12 protein-coding genes are annotated in these 17,363 nt (G+C 72.3%); 3 read left to right on the forward strand and 9 right to left on the reverse strand.

Going from position 1 to position 17,363, the window contains the following annotated elements; genetic code table 11:
- Window positions 1–31 precede the first annotated feature (31 nt).
- Window positions 32–2,869, forward strand: a complete 2,838-nt coding sequence (locus AB0I06_RS09040) for a glycoside hydrolase family 3 C-terminal domain-containing protein (protein ID WP_363118103.1) — start codon at window positions 32–34, stop codon at window positions 2,867–2,869.
- A gap of 119 nt (window positions 2,870–2,988) precedes the next feature.
- Here the strand turns inward: AB0I06_RS09040 and AB0I06_RS09045 are convergent, their stop codons facing one another.
- The 3 genes from AB0I06_RS09045 to AB0I06_RS09055 all read right to left on the reverse strand — a co-directional run bounded on the left by AB0I06_RS09045 (window position 2,989) and on the right by AB0I06_RS09055 (window position 8,479).
- The gene (locus tag AB0I06_RS09045; RefSeq protein ID WP_363118104.1) at window positions 2,989–4,434 is read right to left on the reverse strand and encodes an aldehyde dehydrogenase family protein; all 1,446 of its coding nucleotides are present in this window, start codon (window positions 4,432–4,434) and stop codon (window positions 2,989–2,991) included.
- 122 nt (window positions 4,435–4,556) lie between these two features.
- Window positions 4,557–6,230, reverse strand: a complete 1,674-nt coding sequence (locus AB0I06_RS09050; protein ID WP_363118105.1) for a PucR family transcriptional regulator — start codon at window positions 6,228–6,230, stop codon at window positions 4,557–4,559.
- 119 nt (window positions 6,231–6,349) lie between these two features.
- Complete coding sequence (locus AB0I06_RS09055; RefSeq protein WP_363118106.1) at window positions 6,350–8,479, reverse strand: ATP-binding protein; 2,130 nt, start codon at window positions 8,477–8,479, stop codon at window positions 6,350–6,352.
- A gap of 252 nt (window positions 8,480–8,731) precedes the next feature.
- Between AB0I06_RS09055 and gabT the strand changes: the two genes are divergently transcribed.
- Both gabT and AB0I06_RS09065 read left to right on the forward strand, forming a co-directional pair.
- On the forward strand, window positions 8,732–10,066 hold the full coding sequence (gene gabT / locus AB0I06_RS09060; RefSeq protein ID WP_363118107.1) for a 4-aminobutyrate--2-oxoglutarate transaminase: 1,335 nt from the start codon (window positions 8,732–8,734) through the stop codon (window positions 10,064–10,066).
- Between the two features lie 444 nt (window positions 10,067–10,510).
- Entirely contained in the window at window positions 10,511–11,182 is a 672-nt protein-coding gene (locus AB0I06_RS09065) for a phosphatase PAP2 family protein (protein ID WP_363118108.1), read from the forward strand.
- Here the strand turns inward: AB0I06_RS09065 and AB0I06_RS09070 are convergent.
- From AB0I06_RS09070 to AB0I06_RS09095, 6 genes are all read right to left on the reverse strand, one after another.
- Window positions 11,164–11,634 (reverse strand): hypothetical protein, encoded by a 471-nt coding sequence (locus tag AB0I06_RS09070; protein ID WP_363118109.1) that lies wholly within the window; start codon window positions 11,632–11,634, stop codon window positions 11,164–11,166. The genes AB0I06_RS09065 and AB0I06_RS09070 overlap by 19 nt on opposite strands.
- A 142-nt stretch (window positions 11,635–11,776) precedes the next feature.
- Window positions 11,777–13,195 (reverse strand): FAD-dependent oxidoreductase, encoded by a 1,419-nt coding sequence (locus AB0I06_RS09075; RefSeq protein WP_363118110.1) that lies wholly within the window; start codon window positions 13,193–13,195, stop codon window positions 11,777–11,779.
- Window positions 13,196–13,213: 18 nt separating this feature from the next.
- Entirely contained in the window at window positions 13,214–14,014 is an 801-nt protein-coding gene (locus AB0I06_RS09080; RefSeq protein ID WP_363118112.1) for an ABC transporter permease, read from the reverse strand.
- Window positions 14,015–14,944 (reverse strand): ABC transporter permease, encoded by a 930-nt coding sequence (locus tag AB0I06_RS09085; RefSeq protein WP_363118113.1) that lies wholly within the window; start codon window positions 14,942–14,944, stop codon window positions 14,015–14,017.
- Complete coding sequence (locus tag AB0I06_RS09090) at window positions 14,944–16,089, reverse strand: ABC transporter ATP-binding protein (RefSeq protein ID WP_363118329.1); 1,146 nt, start codon at window positions 16,087–16,089, stop codon at window positions 14,944–14,946. Before AB0I06_RS09090 ends, AB0I06_RS09085 begins: the two co-directional genes overlap by 1 nt.
- Window positions 16,090–16,094: 5 nt before the next feature.
- Entirely contained in the window at window positions 16,095–17,342 is a 1,248-nt protein-coding gene (locus tag AB0I06_RS09095; RefSeq protein WP_363118114.1) for a spermidine/putrescine ABC transporter substrate-binding protein, read from the reverse strand.
- Window positions 17,343–17,363: the final 21 nt, after the last annotated feature.

Genomic DNA, 17,363 nt, shown 5'->3' on the forward strand with positions numbered 1-17,363 from the left:
CCTCCACGATCCATCGCAAGGGGATCCCCACGTGACCGCACACACACCCTCCACCGAACCGTTCCGCGACCCGCGGCTGCCGCTCGCGAAGCGCGTCGACGATCTGCTGGGACGGCTCACTCTCGACGAGAAGCTGTCGTTCCTGCACCAGTTCACGCCCGCCGTGGAGCGGCTCGGCGTGGCCGCGTTCCGCACCGGCCAGGAGGCGCTGCACGGCGTGGCGTGGATGGGCCCGGCGACGGTGTTCCCCCAGGCGGTCGGCCTCGGCGCCACCTGGAACCCGGAGCTGGTGCGGCGCGTCGGCGACGCGGTGTCCAAGGAGATCCGGGCGATGCGCGCCAAGGACGACCGGGTCGGCCTCAACGTCTGGGCCCCGACGGTCAATCTGCTGCGCCACCCCCTGTGGGGCCGCAACGAGGAGGGCTACTCCGAGGACCCGAAGCTCACCTCCGCGATCGCCACGGCCTACACCCGCGGGCTGCGCGGCGACCACCCCACCCACTGGCGCACCGCGCCCGTGCTGAAGCACTGGCTGGCCCACAACAACGAGACGGACCGCGACACGACGTCGAGTTCGGTGCGCCCGCGTGTGCTGCACGAGTACGACCTGCGGGCCTTCCGCGACACCGTGCGGGCGGGCGCGGTGGCCGGGGTGATGCCGGCGTACAACCTGGTCAACGGCCGCCCCAACCACGTCTCCCCGTACCTGTCCGAGCACCTGCGGACCTGGACCGACGAGGACCTGCTGGTCTGCTCGGACGCGGGTGCGCCGAGCAATCTGGTCGACTCCGAGCACTACTTCGACACACACGAGGAAGCCACCGCCGCGGCCCTCGTGGCCGGTGTCGACAGCTTCACCGACCACGGCACGGACTCCTCGCAGATCATCGGCCGGCTGCGCGGGGCCCTGGAGCGCGGCCTGCTGAGCGAGGCCGATGTCGACACGGCCGTCCGCCGTCAGCTCTCCGTCCGTTTCCGGCTCGGTGAGTTCGACCCGGGTGACGACCCGCACGACGCGACCGGCGCGTTCGACACCCCGGCGCACCGCGCCCTCGCCCAGGAGGCCGCGGAGCAGGCGGTCGTCCTGCTCAAGAACGACGGGGTGCTGCCCCTCGCCCCGGACACCCGCGTGGCGGTGGTCGGGCTGCTCGCCGACGAGTGCAAGCTCGACTGGTACAGCGGCACGCTCATCCACCGCTCGACCCCGCTGGAGGGCCTCTACGAACGGTTCGGCGCGGATCGGGTGGAGTTCACGGAGGGCGTGGACCGGGTCCGGTTCAAGACCTCCACGGGCGCCTTCCTGCACGTGCCGGCGGCCGAGGGGGCCGCCGACGAGGTGCGCGGGGCCGAGGGCGCGCTCGACCCGGCACTGCTCAGAGGCCGCACCGACCTGCCGGCGCTCACGACCGACGCCGACGGCACCGAACTGGCGCTCGTCGACTGGGGCGAGGACGTCCTGACCCTGCGCGCCCCCGACGGCCGCTACCTCTCGGTCGCCGACGACGGCTTCCTGCGCGCCTCCGCCGACCAGCCGGGCGGCTGGTTCGTGCAGGAGACGTTCCGCCTTGAACCGCACGGGAACGGGCACCTCCTGAAGCACCTGGGGACGGGCCGGCACGTGTCTGTCTCCGCCGACGGCGTGAAGGTTGCCGACGAGGATCCCGAGGTCTTCGAGCTGGTCGTCGCCGAGCGCGGCGAGGAGGCGGTGGCACGGGCCGCCGCGGCGGCCGACGTGGTCGTGGTGGTCGCGGGCAACGACCCGTCCATCAACGGCCGGGAGACCGAGGACCGCACGACCCTGCGGCTGCCGGGCCACCAGGAGCGGCTCCTGCGGGCGGCCCGCGCGGCGAACCCGGCCACCGTGCTGGCGCTGGTCTCCGCCTACCCGTACGCCGTCGACCCGGCCGAGCTGCCCGCGGTGCTGTGGACCGCGCACGGCGGCCAGGCGGGCGGCACCGCGCTGGCACGCGTCCTGGCCGGTGACGTCTCCCCCGCCGGGCGCCTGCCGCAGACCTGGTACACCGACGACGCCGACCTGCCGGGACTCCTCGACTACGACGTGATCGGCGCCCGCCAGACGTACCTCTACTTCGAGGGCACGCCCCTGTTCCCGTTCGGGCACGGCCTGTCGTACACGTCGTTCGCCTACGGCGACCTGGCGGCCCGGGTCGAGGGCACGGCCGTGCGGGTCTCCTTCCGCGTCACGAACACCGGTGACGTCACGGCCGACGAGGTGGCCCAGCTCTACACCCGGGCCGTCGACGCGTCCGTGCCGCGTCCGCGCCGGGAGCTGCTGGAGCATCGCCGCGTCACGCTCGCCCCGGGGGCGACGGCCGAGCTGAGCTTCGAGGTCCCGCTGACCGCCTTCGGGTTCTGGGACGTGGCGCAGGGCCGGTGGCGGGTGGAGCCGGGCGCGTACGAGCTGCTGGCCGGGGCGTCCAGCGAGGACGTCCGGCTGCGGACGACCGTCACACTCGACGGCGAGCCCGCCCTGCCGCGCGCGGTCGTCACGGACGGTCTTCCGGCGGCCTCATTCGACGAGCACAGCGGTATCGAGATCGTGGACCGGACGAAGGTCTCGGGCGACGCCGTGACGCCGGTGGGTGCCGGTTCCGGTGAACTGCTCTACCGGGCCTGCGACTTCGGGGAGGGCGTCCGCGAGGTGACGGTCGAGGTGGCCGGTGAGGGCACGGTCGGGGTGTCCCTCGACGGCGGCCCGGTCCTCGCGACGCTGTCGCCCGCCGCGCCGACCTCGGGCCCGTACGACTACGTCCGCCTCGGCACGTCCGTCGTCGCCTCGGGCGTCCACGACGTGCGCCTCGAACTGCGCGGCCCGCTGCGGCTCGCGCACGTCGGCTTCTCCGGTTGAGGGTCCGGAGCAGGCCGGCACAAGAAGGGGCCCGGCACCGGAAGGCATCGGTGCCGGGCCCCTTCGCCGAGCTTATATGAAAATGGTTTCCATGAGCCAGAGGGTGGGGCGGAGACGGTTCAGAGCTCGATGCCGGTCAGCACCAGCACCCGCTCGTAGGTGTAGTCCTCCATGGCGAAGCGCACGCCCTCGCGGCCCACGCCGGACTGCTTGACCCCGCCGTACGGCATCTGGTCGGCGCGGTAGGACGGCACGTCCCCGATGACCACACCGCCGACCTCCAGGGCCCGGTGGGCGCGGAAGGCGGTCTGGAGGTCGTGGGTGAACACGCCCGCCTGGAGGCCGTACTTGGAGTCGTTGACCGCGGCGAAGGCCTCGGCCTCGCCGTCCGCCTTCTGCACCGTGAGGACCGGTCCGAAGACCTCCTCGCAGGAGATCGTGACGTCGGCCGGGACCTCGGCCAGGACGGTCGGCGCGTAGGAGGCGCCGTCGCGCTTGCCGCCGGTGAGCAGCTTCGCCCCGGCGTCCACGGCCTCCCGGACCCACGTCTCCACGCGCTTGGCGGCGTCCTCGCTGACCAGCGGGCCGACATCGGTGGTGTCGTCGCTCGGGTCGCCGGTGACCTGGGCCTCGACGGCGGCGACGATGCGCGGCAGCAGCCGGTCGTACACCGAGGCGTCGGCGATGACGCGCTGGACCGAGATGCAGGACTGGCCGCCCTGGTAGTTGGAGAAGGTGGCGATGCGGTTCGCCGCCCGGTCCAGGTCCTCGTCGCTCGCCCAGTCGGCGAGGACGACGGCCGCGCCGGTGCCGCCCAGCTCCAGGGTGCAGTGCTTGCGCGGCACCGAGTCCATGATCGCGTAGCCGACCTTCTCGGAGCCCGTGAAGGAGATGACGGGCAGGCGCTCGTCCCGCACGAGGGCGGGCATCTTGTCGTTGGCGACCGGCAGGATGCTCCAGGAGCCCGCGGGCAGCTCGGTCTCGGCCAGCAGGTCACCGATGATCAGGCCGGACAGCGGGGTCGCCGGGGCCGGCTTGAGGATGATCGGGGCGCCGGCGGCGATGGCCGGGGCGACCTTGTGGGCGCAGAGGTTCAGCGGGAAGTTGAAGGGCGCGATACCCAGCACGACGCCCTTGGGGAAGCGGCGCGTGAGGGCGAGCCGGCCCTGGCCGCCGAGGTCGGTGTCGAGGCGCTGGGCCTCGCCGCCGTTGAACCGCCGGGCCTCCTCGGCCGCGAACCGGAACACCGACACGGCACGGCCGACCTCGCCGCGCGCCCACTTCATGGGCTTGCCGTTCTCGGCCGAGATCAGCCGCGCGATCTCCTCGGTGCGCTCGGCCAGGCGCTTGCTGACGTGGTCGAGGGCGGCGGCCCGGACGTGCGCGGGGGTGGCGGCGAACTCGTCCAGGACGGCGTGCGCGGCGGCCACGGCCTCCTCGACCTGCGCGTCCGTCGGCACGCTCACCGTGCCGACGAGCCGCCCGTCCCAGGGGGACGTGACGTCGAAGGTGTCCTCGCCGGTGGCCTGGCGGCCGGCGAGCCAGAAGGCGTGGGTGGAGGTCATAGGGGTTCCGGCCCTTCGGCGTTGGGGGTGATCCTGTGCTGCGGGACCAACGGTAGGCGCGAGGTGGCCGAAGGGCGTTTGTCCGAGCCGTAGCACTGGGGGACGCGGTTGCTACGGTTTGGCTACTCGGTGGTGGCCGCCTTCAGGGCCAGCCACAGCTCCATCCGGACGTCCGGGTCGTCCAGGGACCGGCCGAGGATCTCCTCCACGCGGCGCATGCGGTAGCGCAGGGTGTGCCGGTGGACGCCGAGATCGGCCGCCGCCGCGTCCCACTGGCCGTGCTTGGACAGCCAGGCGCGCAGGGAGGCCACGAGGTCGCCGCGGCCGGTGGCGTCGTGCTCGTACAGCGGTCGCAGCATGCCGTCGGCGAAGGCCCGTACGGCGTCGTCGGCCAGCAGCGGCAGCACCGATCCGGCCGCCATCCGCTCGTGCTCCACGAGGACGCGCCCGCGCCGCCGCGCCACCGACAGCGCCTGTTCGGCCTGCTTGTACGCGGCGGACGCGGCGATGGGACCGGCCGGTGCCGAAAGACCCACGACCAGTTCGTCCTCCTCGCCGCCCGGCACCTTCTCGCGCAGGCCGGCCCGGGCGGTCTCCAGGGCGGCCGCGTACTCCCCGCAGGCCGCCGCCGCGGCGCCGCGGTCCGCCGCCAGCACCACCAGCCGCTCTCCCTCCGGCACCACCAGCACGGCCTCACCGGCCCGGGCCGCGGCGGACTCCACCACGTCCGCGAGCGCCGCGAGGGGGTCGCCGCCGGTGTCGGCGGCGGCGAGCGCGGCCGCCGAGGGCCGGTCCGCGGCCGGGGCGCCCGTCCGGGCCTCGGCACGGGCCAGCGCGGCCGACGCCGACACCGGCACCCGCTCGGCGACCATCATCCGGAACGGTGCGTCCAGCAGCTCGCCGTACAGGTCTCCGGCGACCGCGCGGGCGTGGTCGGGCTCCCCGGCCAGCAGCATGCGCAGCACCGCCGCGCCGACGCGCTGCTCGGCCGCCTGGAGCGACCGCGAGCGTTCGGTGGTCAGGGTCAGCAGCGCGATCGCCGAGTGGACGGCGTAGCGCTCGGCGGTACCCGGGGCGCCGGCCGTGCCGACGGCGAGGGCGGCCCGGGGGCGCCGGCCGGTGCCGATGGTGTGCAGCTCGACCCGGTCCTCGTTCTCCGGCCCGCCGACCACCGACGAGGCGGGCGCGGGGCGGTCCCGCAGCTTCTGCACGTCGCCGGTGAGCCGCGCGGCACGCCGCCCCGCCCACTCCGGTGCCGTGGCGACGACCGCGCCCGAGGCGTCGTACAGCGCGGCCCATCCGTCGACCTGTGAGGCCAGCGCGGCCAGCAGTCCCTCCGGCCCGCCGGTCTGGGCCTGCCGGGTCAGCTCGCGCTGGGCGGCGAACCCGGCGGTGACGGCCCGGTACTGGTCGGCGGCGATCGCGGCGGACACGGCCTTGCTGATGGCGAGGAACGGTGTGCGGCGCGGCACCTCCAGCAGGGGCAGGCCCTCCTCCTCGGCCGCGGCTACGAGCGCCCCGGGGACCTCCTCGTAGTGGACGCCGACGGCGAAGCCCAGCCCCACCACCCCGGCCCCGGCCAGCCGCCGCACGTAACGGCGCATGGCCTCCGGGTCCTCGGCGTCCAGCTTGAGGGCGGTGATCAGCAGCAGTTCCCCGCCCTCCATGTACGGGACGGGGTCGGCGAGCTCGCTGGGGTGCGCCCAGCGGACCGGCACGTCCAGGCGGTCCTGGCCCGCCCGCACGGTCAGTTTCAGCGCGGAGTGGTGGACGAGCGAGGCGAGCGTCGGGGGCATGAGGCCTTCTGCGTCAGGGCGGTGTGACCGGTGTGGTGTTTTGGCCGCCTCGTATGAACGACCTGTGACGATTCTGCCTCACTGTACGGTCCCCGCGTACCCGCACCGGCGCTGCGGGGTCAGCCCCGCAGATCGACCAGCAGCGGAGGCGCGTGCTCGCCCTTGACGTCGGTCAGCGACAGCACCGCGTGCCCCGCCGGCACGGCGTGCGCCAGCTCGGAGGCGGACCAGCGCTCCCGCTCGACCTGCCGCACGGTCACCGCCCGGGCGGTCGGCGCCTTGCCGGTGATCACCCGGCGCAGCATGTGCACGGCCTTGCCCGCCGGGGTCTCGGCGATGATCTGCCGGTCGGTGACGTCCCGGGCCTCGGTCCACTCCTTGCCCCACACCTCGGCGAAGTCCTGTCCGTCCCAGGGCGTGAGCCCCGACAGGGCCATCCGGCAGCCGGTGGCGCCGAGCAGGGGTCCGCGCAGCGGCCGGGCCACGTCGTCCAGGGTCCGCAGGGTGAGCACGACCCCGGCGTTGCCGGACCGCAGCCGCTGGATGCCGCGCACGGCCTCGGGCGTCACCACACCGGTGGCGTCGTCCAGCAGCAGGCAGGCGAACAGCGAGCGGTCCTCGCGTACGGCGACGCTCGCCGTGAACTGCGCGAGCACGAGCCGGGCCAGCATCCTGGAGGCGTCGGCGTGGCCGCGCTGGGGCAGGTCGATCCGCACGCGCACCGGGTGGTCGAGGGCCTTGAGGGTGAAGGGCCGAGACTGCCCGGAGGTGTCGAAGAACCCGGCGAAGGCGGGCCGGTCGAGCAGCGCCACGCGATCGCCCAGCACCCCGCCGACGTCCCCGGGCTGCCCCATCTGCCGCTCCCGGGCGTCGAGCTCGCGCAGCAGCGACTCCTGCCCGGCCTGCTGGAGGCCCTGCCGCAGGGCGGCGAACGGCCCCGGCGCCCCGTCGAGCAGCTGCCGCAGCTCGGGTACGGACGGGAAACGCCCGTGCACGGCCCGGAACGGCCCGAGCAGCTGGGCGAGGACGGTGGTCGAGCGGCGGCTGTCGCTGCCGGGATGCGGGTCGGCGAGGTCCCCGACGAGCGCCTCGGCGAGCACGGCCGCGGCCTCGTCCGGGTCGGTGGTGCCGCCGTACAGATCGAGGTCGTACTCGGAGTCCTGGTTCCCGATCCGCACGACCACGTCGTAGGCCTCGGCCGGCCCGAGCCCCGCCCCGGCCGCCCCGACCACGACCACGGCGGCCCGTCCGGCGAGGGCGTGCAGGCACAGCGACTCGGCGAGCGGACGGACGACGGTCCCGGTCTTGCCGGATCCGGCGGGGCCGACGGCCACGAGCGAGGTGCCGAGCAGGTCGGGACCGAGGGCGAGACCGGTGCCGCGGTAGGTGTAGGGGTTGCGGGCGTCGTCCACGGTGGTCCCGAGCCGCACCTGCCCGGTGACGAGGTCGTGCCGGGCGAGCCGGGCGGGCAGGTCGCGCTCGCCCGAGGGGTGCAGGCAGGCGGCGGCGCCGTCCTTGAGCACGGCGCCGCTGAAGGTGGCGAGGCTGTGCCGTCCGGTGCGCACGCCCTGCCAGGCACGCAGGATCCGCGCGTGGTCGACGTCCCGCATCATCCCCGAGCGTGCCTCGGCGGCGAGCCGCTCGGCGGCGTCGACGGCCCCGGCCGCGCGCAGCTCGTTCCACTGGGCGGGGTCGTCCTCGGGTGCCGTGCGGGTCTCCTGGGCCTGCGGCCGGCGGAAGCGGGGGGTGACGAAGCGGCGCCACACCTCGCCCCAGCGGCCGAGCCGGGCCGCCCCGACCATGATCGCCAAGGCGACGAGCAGCTCGTACCCCTGGTAGACGATGAACGTCCCGGTCTCCCCGAGGTCGCTGTCGCCGCCCCGCCAGGCGTCGGGGACGATCAGGTCGAACGGCACCCACCACCAGGTGCCGATGTAGCCGTTCTGGAGCAGTGACCAGACCAGCCATCCCACGAGGAAGGCGATCAGTGCCCCGCTGAGCAGTTGCCGGGTGGGGATCTCCTCGGGTTCCTCCGCGGGCCGCGGCCGGTGCCCGAACCGCCACACGCCCGGCGCGGCGTCGGGCCGCGGGGCGCGCAGCCAGGCGAGGAAGGCCGACCCGTCCGGCGGCGGTGTCATCGGCGCCCGGGGCGGCCGGGGAGGCATCGCGGGCACCTCCGGCGGTCCCGCCGGGCGCGGCACGGGACTCGCATGCGTGCCCCGCGCGTCCTGCGTCCCGTCGCTGTCCATCGCCCCTGCCCCCTGACCAGCCGCTCCGTCCACCATCAGCGAGCCAATCTAACGCCCTTGCCTGGGGAGTTCACCGCTTACACGGCCGGGTCGTGGGCACCGGTCCACGAGACCGCCATGTCCACCCCGGACAAGCCGTCCCACCGACAACGCCCACATGGAGCATGCCCACCCCCCGTGCCCCGCCCTAGCCTGCGAGAAAAGAAGCCGAGCGTCCGCAAGAGACCATCCGCACCACCCCAGGAGCCCCGCATGACCGCACTTCCGCAGGAGCGCCGCGTCGTCACCGCCATCCCCGGTCCGAAGTCGCAGGAGCTGCAGGCCCGCCGTACCGCCGCGGTCGCGCAGGGCGTGGGGTCCGTGCTGCCCGTGTTCACGGCGCGGGCGGGCGGCGGGATCATCGAGGACGTCGACGGCAACCGGCTGATCGACTTCGGGTCGGGCATCGCCGTGACGTCCGTGGGCGCCTCCGCCGAGGCCGTCGTACGGCGGGCGTCGGCGCAGCTGGCCGACTTCACCCACACCTGTTTCATGGTCACGCCGTACGAGGGCTACGTCGAGGTCGCCGAGGCGCTCGCCGAGCTGACCCCGGGTGACCACGCCAAGAAGAGCGCCCTGTTCAACTCGGGCGCCGAGGCCGTCGAGAACGCCGTCAAGATCGCCCGCGCGTACACCAAGCGCCAGGCCGTCGTCGTCTTCGACCACGGCTACCACGGCCGCACCAACCTCACCATGGCGCTGACCGCGAAGAACATGCCGTACAAGCACGGCTTCGGCCCGTTCGCGCCCGAGGTGTACCGGGTGCCGGTGGCGTACGGCTACCGCTGGCCGACCGGGCCCGAGAACGCGGGGCCCGAGGCCGCCGCCCAGGCCATCGACCAGATCAGCAAGCAGGTCGGCGCGGAGAACGTGGCCGCGGTCATCATCGAGCCGGTGCTCGGCGAGGGCGGCTTCATCGAGCCGGCGAAGGGCTTCCTGCCGGCGATCCGCAAGTTCACCGAGGACAACGGCATCGTCTTCGTCGCCGACGAGATCCAGTCGGGCTTCTGCCGCACGGGCCAGTGGTTCGCGTGCGAGGACGAGGGCATCGTCCCGGACCTCATCACGACGGCGAAGGGCATCGCCGGCGGTCTGCCGCTCGCGGCCGTCACCGGGCGCGCCGAGATCATGGACGCCGCGCACGCCGGCGGCCTGGGCGGCACCTACGGCGGCAACCCGGTCGCCTGCGCCGGCGCGCTCGGCTCCATCGAGACGATGAAGGAACTCGACCTCAACGCCAGGGCGAAGAACATCGAGGCGGTCATGAAGGCCCGCCTCGGCGCCATGGGCGAGAAGTTCGACATCATCGGCGACGTGCGTGGCCGGGGCGCGATGATCGCCATCGAGCTGGTCAAGGACCGTGCCACCAAGGAGCCGAACCCGGAGGCGACGGCCGCGCTCGCCAAGGCCTGCCACGCCGAGGGCCTGCTGGTCCTGACCTGTGGCACCTACGGCAACGTGCTGCGCTTCCTGCCCCCGCTGGTGATCGGCGAGGACCTGCTCAACGAGGGCCTCGACATCATCGAGCAGGCGTTCACCCGCATCTGACCCCGCGGCACGCGCATCTGAGCCGCCGTCCGGGCAGGTGAGCCGCCCCGGTTCCGTCACCGGGGCGGTGAGCGGCAGAGCGTGTGAAGAAGGTGTGCGAGGTGGATGACAGGGCGCCCTACGGCCTGTCCTGCGCCCTGCCCCTGTCGTAGGTTCTACCCAGATGAGAGATACACCCCGCCCACAGGGGACTGTGGGTGACATCAGGCCGGGGCCTCCCCAGCTTCGACCTGGTCGTGCCCTCGCGCACACAACCGGAGCCTGAGCTCTGGATCTCCTCACCGATCGGACGGTCGCCCGCCCCAAACCCCCCGGGGCGCGCGACGTTCCGGTCCGGACGGCCGCCCCGGAACCACCCCCCCTGTTCCGGGGCGGCCGACCTCCCTTTCCCCCTCGGTTCTCCGGCGGCGAGTGGGCATGCGTGCTCGTGCCAAGCTGTGGCCCATGCCGATCTCCGCGAACCGGGAACGCACCGCACTCCCGGACACGGTCACCGTCCTGCTCGCCCTCGCGGCCCTGCTGTTCGCCGCGATCACCTGGCAGGTCGCCGTCGGCGGGCCGCTCGTCGGGCTCGACGAACGCCTCAGCCGCCTGCTGGTGAATCCGGACCGCGGCTCCGAGCTCCTCGCCGACCTGGGCAACGTCCAGGTCGCGGTCCCGGTCCTCGCCGTCGCGCTCGGGTACCTCGCCGTCCGAGGCCGGCGGGACGGCACGGACCGCTGGTGGCTGCCCGTCGCCGCCGCCGCCGTGCTCATGGCCCTGGTCCCGGCGCTGGTCGTTCCGCTGAAGGTGCTCATGGCACGTCCGGGCACCCCGGCCGAACCGCCCGGCACCGGTTACTACCCCTCGGGGCACACCGCCACGGCCGCCATCGCCTACGGCTGCGCGACGCTGCTCCTGCTTCCCCGGCTGCGCTCGCGCCCGGCCCGCCGCGCGTTGATCGTCCTCTGCGTCGCCCTGGTCCTCGGCACCAGCTACGGCCTGGTCCGCCGCGGCTACCACTGGCCGCTGGACGTGGTGGGCAGTTGGTGTCTGTGCGCGGTGCTGCTGTCGTCGCTGTGGCTCTTCCTCCGGGCGGCCGGGGCGTCCGGCCGGTCTCAGGCACCAGGGCCCTGACCGTCGGCGCGCGTGGCCAGGCCCGCCGCCGCCTCGTGCATGGCCAGTTCCAGCAGGGCCGGGTCCGTGAGCATGCCCGAGCCGTCCGGCGGGACCAGCCAGCGGACCCCGCCGGGTGAGGAACGGCCCGGGTACGGCACGACGATCCAGGTGCCGGCGCCCGCCGTGCGGATGCCGGTGCCGAGCCAGCGGGCCGCGGTGCCCGGCGGCACGAAGAACCCCATCCGGGCGTCGCCGAAGTCGACGAGCACCGGGCCCGGCCGGTCGAGCACACGGGTGAGCACGTCGAGCGTGGCGTAGCCGAGTTCGCCGGGCAGGATGAGCACGTCCCAGGCGCTGCCGGCGGGCAGCAGCGCCACACCCAGCGGGTTGCGCTCCCACTCCCAGCGGCAGGCCTCGGGATCGGGCGCGACGGATGCGAGCCACTCGACCGCCGTCTTCGCACCGGTCATCGTCAAAGACCCCCTTCTCTCTCGCGAACCTCACGGACGCGCGGGGCGTCCGGAGGCCATCACGAGGGAGAAGGGGGTGTCCCCCCGGTCATTACGCGGGTTCCGGCACCTCGTTGGAGTGAACCGGATCACACCCGGTCGGTCAGCTGTCGAATCCCAGCCCCAACCGGTCCATCGTGCGCAGCCACAGGTTGCGCCGGCCGCCCTGGGTGTCCGCGCGGGCCAGTGACCACTTGGTCAGGGCGATGCCGGTCCAGGCGAACGGCTCGGGCGGGAAGGGCAGGGGCTTCTTGCGGACCATGTCCAGTTCCGTGCGTCGCGTGCGCTCCCCCGCCAGCAGGTCCAGCATCACGTCGGCCCCGAACCGGGTGGCTCCGACACCGAGGCCGGTGTACCCGGCGGCGTAGGCCACCTTGCCCTGGTGGGCGGTGCCGAAGAACGCCGAGAAGCGGGAGCAGGTGTCGATCGCGCCGCCCCAGGCGTGGGAGAAGCGGACGCCCTCCAGCTGCGGGAAGCAGGTGAAGAAGTGCCCGGCGAGCTTGGCGTAGGTCTCCGGGCGGTCGTCGTACTCGGCGCGGACGCGGCCGCCGTAGGGGTAGACCGCGTCGTAGCCGCCCCACAGGATCCGGCTGTCGGCGGACAGCCGGAAGTAGTGGAACTGGTTGGCGCTGTCGCCGAGGCCCTGACGGTTCTTCCAGCCGATGGAGTCGAGCTGCCCGGCCGTGAGCGGCTCGGTCATCAGGGCGTAGTCGTACACCGGGACGGTGTAGGAGCGGACGCGTCTGACCAGGTTCGGGAAGACGTTGGTGCCGAGGGCGACCCGGCGGGCGCGGACCCGGCCGTAGGGGGTGCGTACGGCCATGCCGGGGCCGTACGGCTTCAGGGTCAGGGCGGGGGTGTGCTCGTAGACGCGGACGCCCAGTTCCACGCACGCCCGCTTCAGGCCCCAGGCGAGCCTGGCCGGGTTCAGCATGGCGACGCCCCTGCGGTCCCACAGGCCCGCCCGGAAGGTGGGCGAGTTCACCTGCTCCCGTACGGCGTCGGCGTCCAGGTACTCGACGTCGCCGGCCAGGCCCCGGCGGACGGTCTCCTCGTGCCACGCGCGCAGTTCCCGCGCCTGGTACGGCTCGGTGGCGACGTCGATCTCGCCGGTGCGTTCGAAGTCGCAGTCGAGGCCGTAACGGGCGACCGCCGCCTCGATCTCGTCGAGGTTGCGGGCGCCCATCTCCTGGAGGGTGTGGATCTCGTGGGGCCAGCGGGCCAGGCCGTTGGGCAGGCCGTGGGTGAGGGAGGCGGCGCAGAATCCGCCGTTGCGGCCGGAGGCGGCCCAGCCCACCTCGCGGCCCTCCACCAGCACCACGTCCCGCCGCGGGTCGCGCTCCTTGGCGATCAGCGCCGTCCACAACCCGCTGTAGCCGCCGCCGACGACCAGCAGGTCGCAGGTCTCGGAGGTGGTGAGGGCGGGTTCGGGGCGGGGCCGGCCGGGGTCGTCCAGCCAGTACGGGACCGGCTGGGCGTCGGAGAGCGAACGAGTCCACTGATTCATGGCACCAGGGGCCATGATTTCAACTCCCTACGGTTATGCCGTGTGCCTGTTGCGCCGATTTCCGACGGCCATGGAAATGAGGACGAACAGTACGGCGACGATGAACATCGTCGTGCCGATCACATTGATCTGTACGGGCGTTCCGCGCTGGGCCGAGCCCCACACGAACATGGGGAAGGTGACGGTCGAACCGGCGTTGAAATTGGTGATGATGAAATCGTCGAAGGACAGCGCGAAGGCGAGCAGCGCGCCCGCCGCGATGCCCGGTGCCGCGATCGGCAGGGTGACCCGGACGAAGGTCTGGAACGGGCCCGCGTACAGGTCCCGCGCCGCCTCCTCCAGTTTCGGGTCCATCGACATCACCCGGGCTTTCACGGCCGTGACCACGAAACTCAGGCAGAACATGATGTGCGCGATGAGGATCGTCCAGAAGCCCAGCTGCGCGCCCATGTTGAGGAACAGGGTGAGCAGCGAGGCGGCCATGACGACCTCGGGCATCGCCATCGGCAGGAAGATCAGCGAGTTCACGGCGCCCCGGGCGCGGAACCGGTAGCGGACCAGGGCGAAGGCGATCAGGGTGCCGAGGAGGGTGGCGCCGAGTGTCGCCCACACCGCGATCTGGAGGCTGAGGGACAGGGACCCGCACAGCCCGGAGACTCCGCAGGGGTCCTTCCAGGCGTCGAGGGAGAACTCCTGCCATGCGTAGTTGAAGCGCCCCTTCGGTTTGTTGAAGGAGAACACCGTCACGACGATGTTCGGCAGGAGCAGATAGCCGAGGGTCAGCAGTCCCGCCAGCACGACGAGATTTCTCTTGAGCCAGTTGACGAAGGGCATTTAGACCAGATCCTCCGTCCCGGACCTGCGGATGTAGAGGGTGACCATGAGCAAGATGGCCGCCATGAGGATGAAGGAGAGCGCCGCGGCCGTCGGATAGTCGAGCACTCTCAGGAACTGCGTCTGGATGACGTTTCCGACCATGCGGGTGTCGGTGGAGCCGAGCAGATCGGCGTTCACGTAGTCACCGGCCGCCGGAATGAAGGTCAGCAGCGTGCCCGAGACGACTCCGGGCATGGACAGCGGGAAGGTGACCTTGCGGAACGTCGTCGAGGGCCGGGCGTACAGGTCCCCCGCCGCCTCGTGGAGCCGTCCGTCGATGCGCTCCAGGGAGGTGTAGAGCGGCAGGATCATGAACGGCAGGAAGTTGTACGTCAGACCGCACACCACCGCCAGCGGCGTGGCCAGGACACGGTCGCCGGCGGTCATGCCCAGCCAGGTGGTGACGTCCAGGACGTGCAGCGTGTTGAGCGCGCCGACGACCGGGCCGCCGTCGGCGAGGATCGTCTTCCAGGCGAGGGTGCGGATCAGGAAGCTGGTGAAGAACGGCGCGATCACCAGGACCATGATCAGGTTCCGCCAGCGGCCGGCCCGGAAGGCGATGAGATACGCCAGCGGGTAGCCGAGCAGCAGGCACAGGATCGTCGCCGTGCCCGCGTAGAGCACCGAGCGGACGAACTGCGGCCAGTACGCGGACAGGGCGTCCCAGTACGTGGCGAAGTGCCAGGTGACCTTGTAGCCCTGCTCCAGGGAGCCCGTCTGCACGGACGTGGAGGCCTGGTAGATCATCGGCAGCGCGAAGAAGACGACCAGCCAGAGGATGCCGGGCAGCAGCAGCCAGTACGGCGTGAGGCGGCCTCTGCGCTTCGGGGGCTTCGGCTCGGGCGGCCGGGGGGCCAGGGGCGGTGGCGCCTCGGTGAGTGTGCTCATCAGACCGCCTCTTCCACTCCGGCGTCGGCGTCCTGGGCGGCGTCCAGGCCGAAGGTGTGGGCCGGGTTCCAGTGCAGGACGACCTCGGCGCCGGGCAGCAGGCGGGGGTCGCGGTCGATGTTCTGGGCGTAGACCTCGAAGTCGGAGCAGACGGGGCTGTCGACGACGTACTGCGTGGAGACGCCGATGAAGCTGGAGTCGGCGATGCGGCCCGTGATGCGGTTGCGGCCCTCGGGGATCTCACCGGCGTCGTCGGCGTGGGTGAGGGAGATCTTCTCCGGGCGGACGCCGACCAGCACCTTGCCGCCGGTGGCCGTGGGCGCGGAGCAGCGTGCCCCGGGCAGGACGAGCTTGCCGCCGCCCGCCTTCAGCACGATCTCCTCGCCGTTCTTCGCGTCGACCTCGGCCTCGATGAAGTTGGAGGTGCCGAGGAAGTTGGCGACGAACGTGGTGCGCGGGTTCTCGTACAGGTCGGCCGGGGAGCCGAGTTGCTCGACGCGGCCGCCGTTCATCACGGCGACCGTGTCGGCCATGGTCATGGCCTCCTCCTGGTCGTGCGTGACGTGGATGAAGGTGATGCCGACCTCGGTCTGGATGCGCTTGAGCTCCAGCTGCATCTGGCGGCGCAGCTTGAGGTCGAGGGCGCCGAGCGGTTCGTCGAGGAGCAGCACCTGCGGGTGGTTGATCAGCGCGCGGGCGACCGCGACGCGCTGCTGCTGGCCGCCGGAGAGCTGGTGCGGCTTCTTGCGGGCCTGCTCGCCGAGCTGTACGAGGTCGAGCATGTCCTCGACCTGCTTCTTCACCGACTTCAGGCCGCGCCGGCGCAGGCCGAAGGCGACGTTCTCGAAGATGTCGAGGTGCGGGAAGAGGGCGTACGACTGGAAGACCGTGTTCACCGGCCGCTTGTACGGCGGCAGCGCGGTCACGTCCTGGTCGCCCAGGAAGACGGTTCCGGCGGAGGGTTCCTCCAGGCCGGCGATCATGCGCAGGGTGGTGGTCTTGCCGCAGCCGGACGCGCCGAGCAGGGCGAAGAAGGAGCCCTGCGGGACGGTCAGGTCGAGCGGGTGCACGGCGGTGAAGGAGCCGTAGGTCTTGGCGATGCCGGTGAGGCGGACGTCGCCGGTGGGGCCGGTCTTGTTCGTCATGATGGTCACGCCCCCGTCAGCTTCGCGAACTTCGCTTCGAACTCGGTCTCTTCCTTCGAGCTCAGGGAGCGGAAGGCATGGGACTTGGCGGCCATGGCCTTGTCGGGAATGATCAGCGGGTTGTTCGCCGCGTCCTCGTCGATCTTCGCGAGTTCGGCCTTCACTCCGTCGACGGGACACACGTAGTTGATGTACGCGGCGAGTTCGGCGGCCGCCTTCGGCTCGTAGTAGAAGTCGATGAGCCGCTCGGCGTTGGTCTTGTGGCGGGCCTTGTTGGGGATCAGCAGGTTGTCCGTGGAGGTCACATAGCCGCTGTCCGGGATGAGGAAGTCGATGTCGGGGCTGTCCGCCTTGAGCTGGACGACGTCCCCGGCCCAGGCGACACAGGCCGCGAAGTCTCCGCTGGTCAGGTCCGAGGTGTAGTCGTTGCCGGTGAAGCGGCGGATCTGGCCCTTGTCGACGGCCTTCTGGAGACGGGCGATGGCCGCGTCGTAGTCGTCGGCGGTGAAGTCCGCGGGGTCCTTGCCCATGTCGAGCAGGGTCATGCCGATGCTGTCGCGCATCTCCGACAGGAAGCCGACGCGCCCCTTGAGCCTGGGGTTGTCGAGCAGGTCGGAGATCGACGTCACCTCGACGCCGTCGAGGGCCTTCTTGTTGTACGCGATGACGGTGGAGATGCCCTGCCAGACGTAGGAGTAGGCGCGGCCCGGGTCCCAGTCGGGGCTGCGGAACTGGGCCGACAGGTTGGCGTAGGCGTGCGGCAGGTTGGACGGGTCGAGCTTTTGCACCCAGCCGAGGCGGATGAGGCGGGCGGCCAGCCAGTCGGTGAGGACGATCAGGTCGCGGCCGGTGTCCTGGCCGGCGGCGAGCTGCGGCTTGATCTTGCCGAAGAACTCGTTGTTGTCGTTGATGTCCTCGGTGTACTTGACCTTGATGCCGGTGCGCTCGGCGAACCGGTCCAGGGTCGGGTGGCGTTTGCCGCTGTCGTCGACGTCCATGTACTCGGTCCAGTTGGAGAAGTTCACCGTCTTCTCCTTGGCCGAGTGGTCCTCGGCCGAGACGCCGCCCTGCGACTGGCCGGCCGCCGGGATGCCGCAGGCGCTCAGCGTCCCGAGTCCGCCGGCCGCGAGCGCCCCGCCCGCGGAGGCGCGCAGCAGGGACCGCCGGGTGAGGGCGGCCCTGCCGTTCCTGAAACTGCGCCGCATCGCGGCCACTTGGGCCGCGGACAGGCGGTCGGGCTCGTACTGCTCCATGCGCGTGGTGCCCTTTCGGAG

It is taken from the genome of Streptomyces sp. NPDC050674 (assembly GCF_040654575.1).
In the GTDB taxonomy this organism is placed as follows: Bacteria; Actinomycetota; Actinomycetes; order Streptomycetales; family Streptomycetaceae; genus Streptomyces.

What these genes read in the sequence shown, in the direction of transcription:
- AB0I06_RS09045 (WP_363118104.1), bottom strand. Translation starts at nt 4,434, where the DNA reads ATGACCTCCACCCACGCCTTCTGGCTCGCCGGCCGCCAGGCCACCGGC.
- AB0I06_RS09050 (WP_363118105.1), bottom strand. Translation starts at nt 6,230, where the DNA reads ATGCCCCCGACGCTCGCCTCGCTCGTCCACCACTCCGCGCTGAAACTG.
- AB0I06_RS09055 (WP_363118106.1), bottom strand. Translation starts at nt 8,479, where the DNA reads ATGGACAGCGACGGGACGCAGGACGCGCGGGGCACGCATGCGAGTCCC.
- gabT (WP_363118107.1), top strand. Translation starts at nt 8,732, where the DNA reads ATGACCGCACTTCCGCAGGAGCGCCGCGTCGTCACCGCCATCCCCGGT.
- AB0I06_RS09065 (WP_363118108.1), top strand. Translation starts at nt 10,511, where the DNA reads ATGCCGATCTCCGCGAACCGGGAACGCACCGCACTCCCGGACACGGTC.
- AB0I06_RS09070 (WP_363118109.1), bottom strand. Translation starts at nt 11,634, where the DNA reads ATGACCGGTGCGAAGACGGCGGTCGAGTGGCTCGCATCCGTCGCGCCC.
- AB0I06_RS09075 (WP_363118110.1), bottom strand. Translation starts at nt 13,195, where the DNA reads ATGGCCCCTGGTGCCATGAATCAGTGGACTCGTTCGCTCTCCGACGCC.
- AB0I06_RS09080 (WP_363118112.1), bottom strand. Translation starts at nt 14,014, where the DNA reads ATGCCCTTCGTCAACTGGCTCAAGAGAAATCTCGTCGTGCTGGCGGGA.
- AB0I06_RS09085 (WP_363118113.1), bottom strand. Translation starts at nt 14,944, where the DNA reads ATGAGCACACTCACCGAGGCGCCACCGCCCCTGGCCCCCCGGCCGCCC.
- AB0I06_RS09090 (WP_363118329.1), bottom strand. Translation starts at nt 16,089, where the DNA reads ATGACGAACAAGACCGGCCCCACCGGCGACGTCCGCCTCACCGGCATC.
- AB0I06_RS09095 (WP_363118114.1), bottom strand. Translation starts at nt 17,342, where the DNA reads ATGGAGCAGTACGAGCCCGACCGCCTGTCCGCGGCCCAAGTGGCCGCG.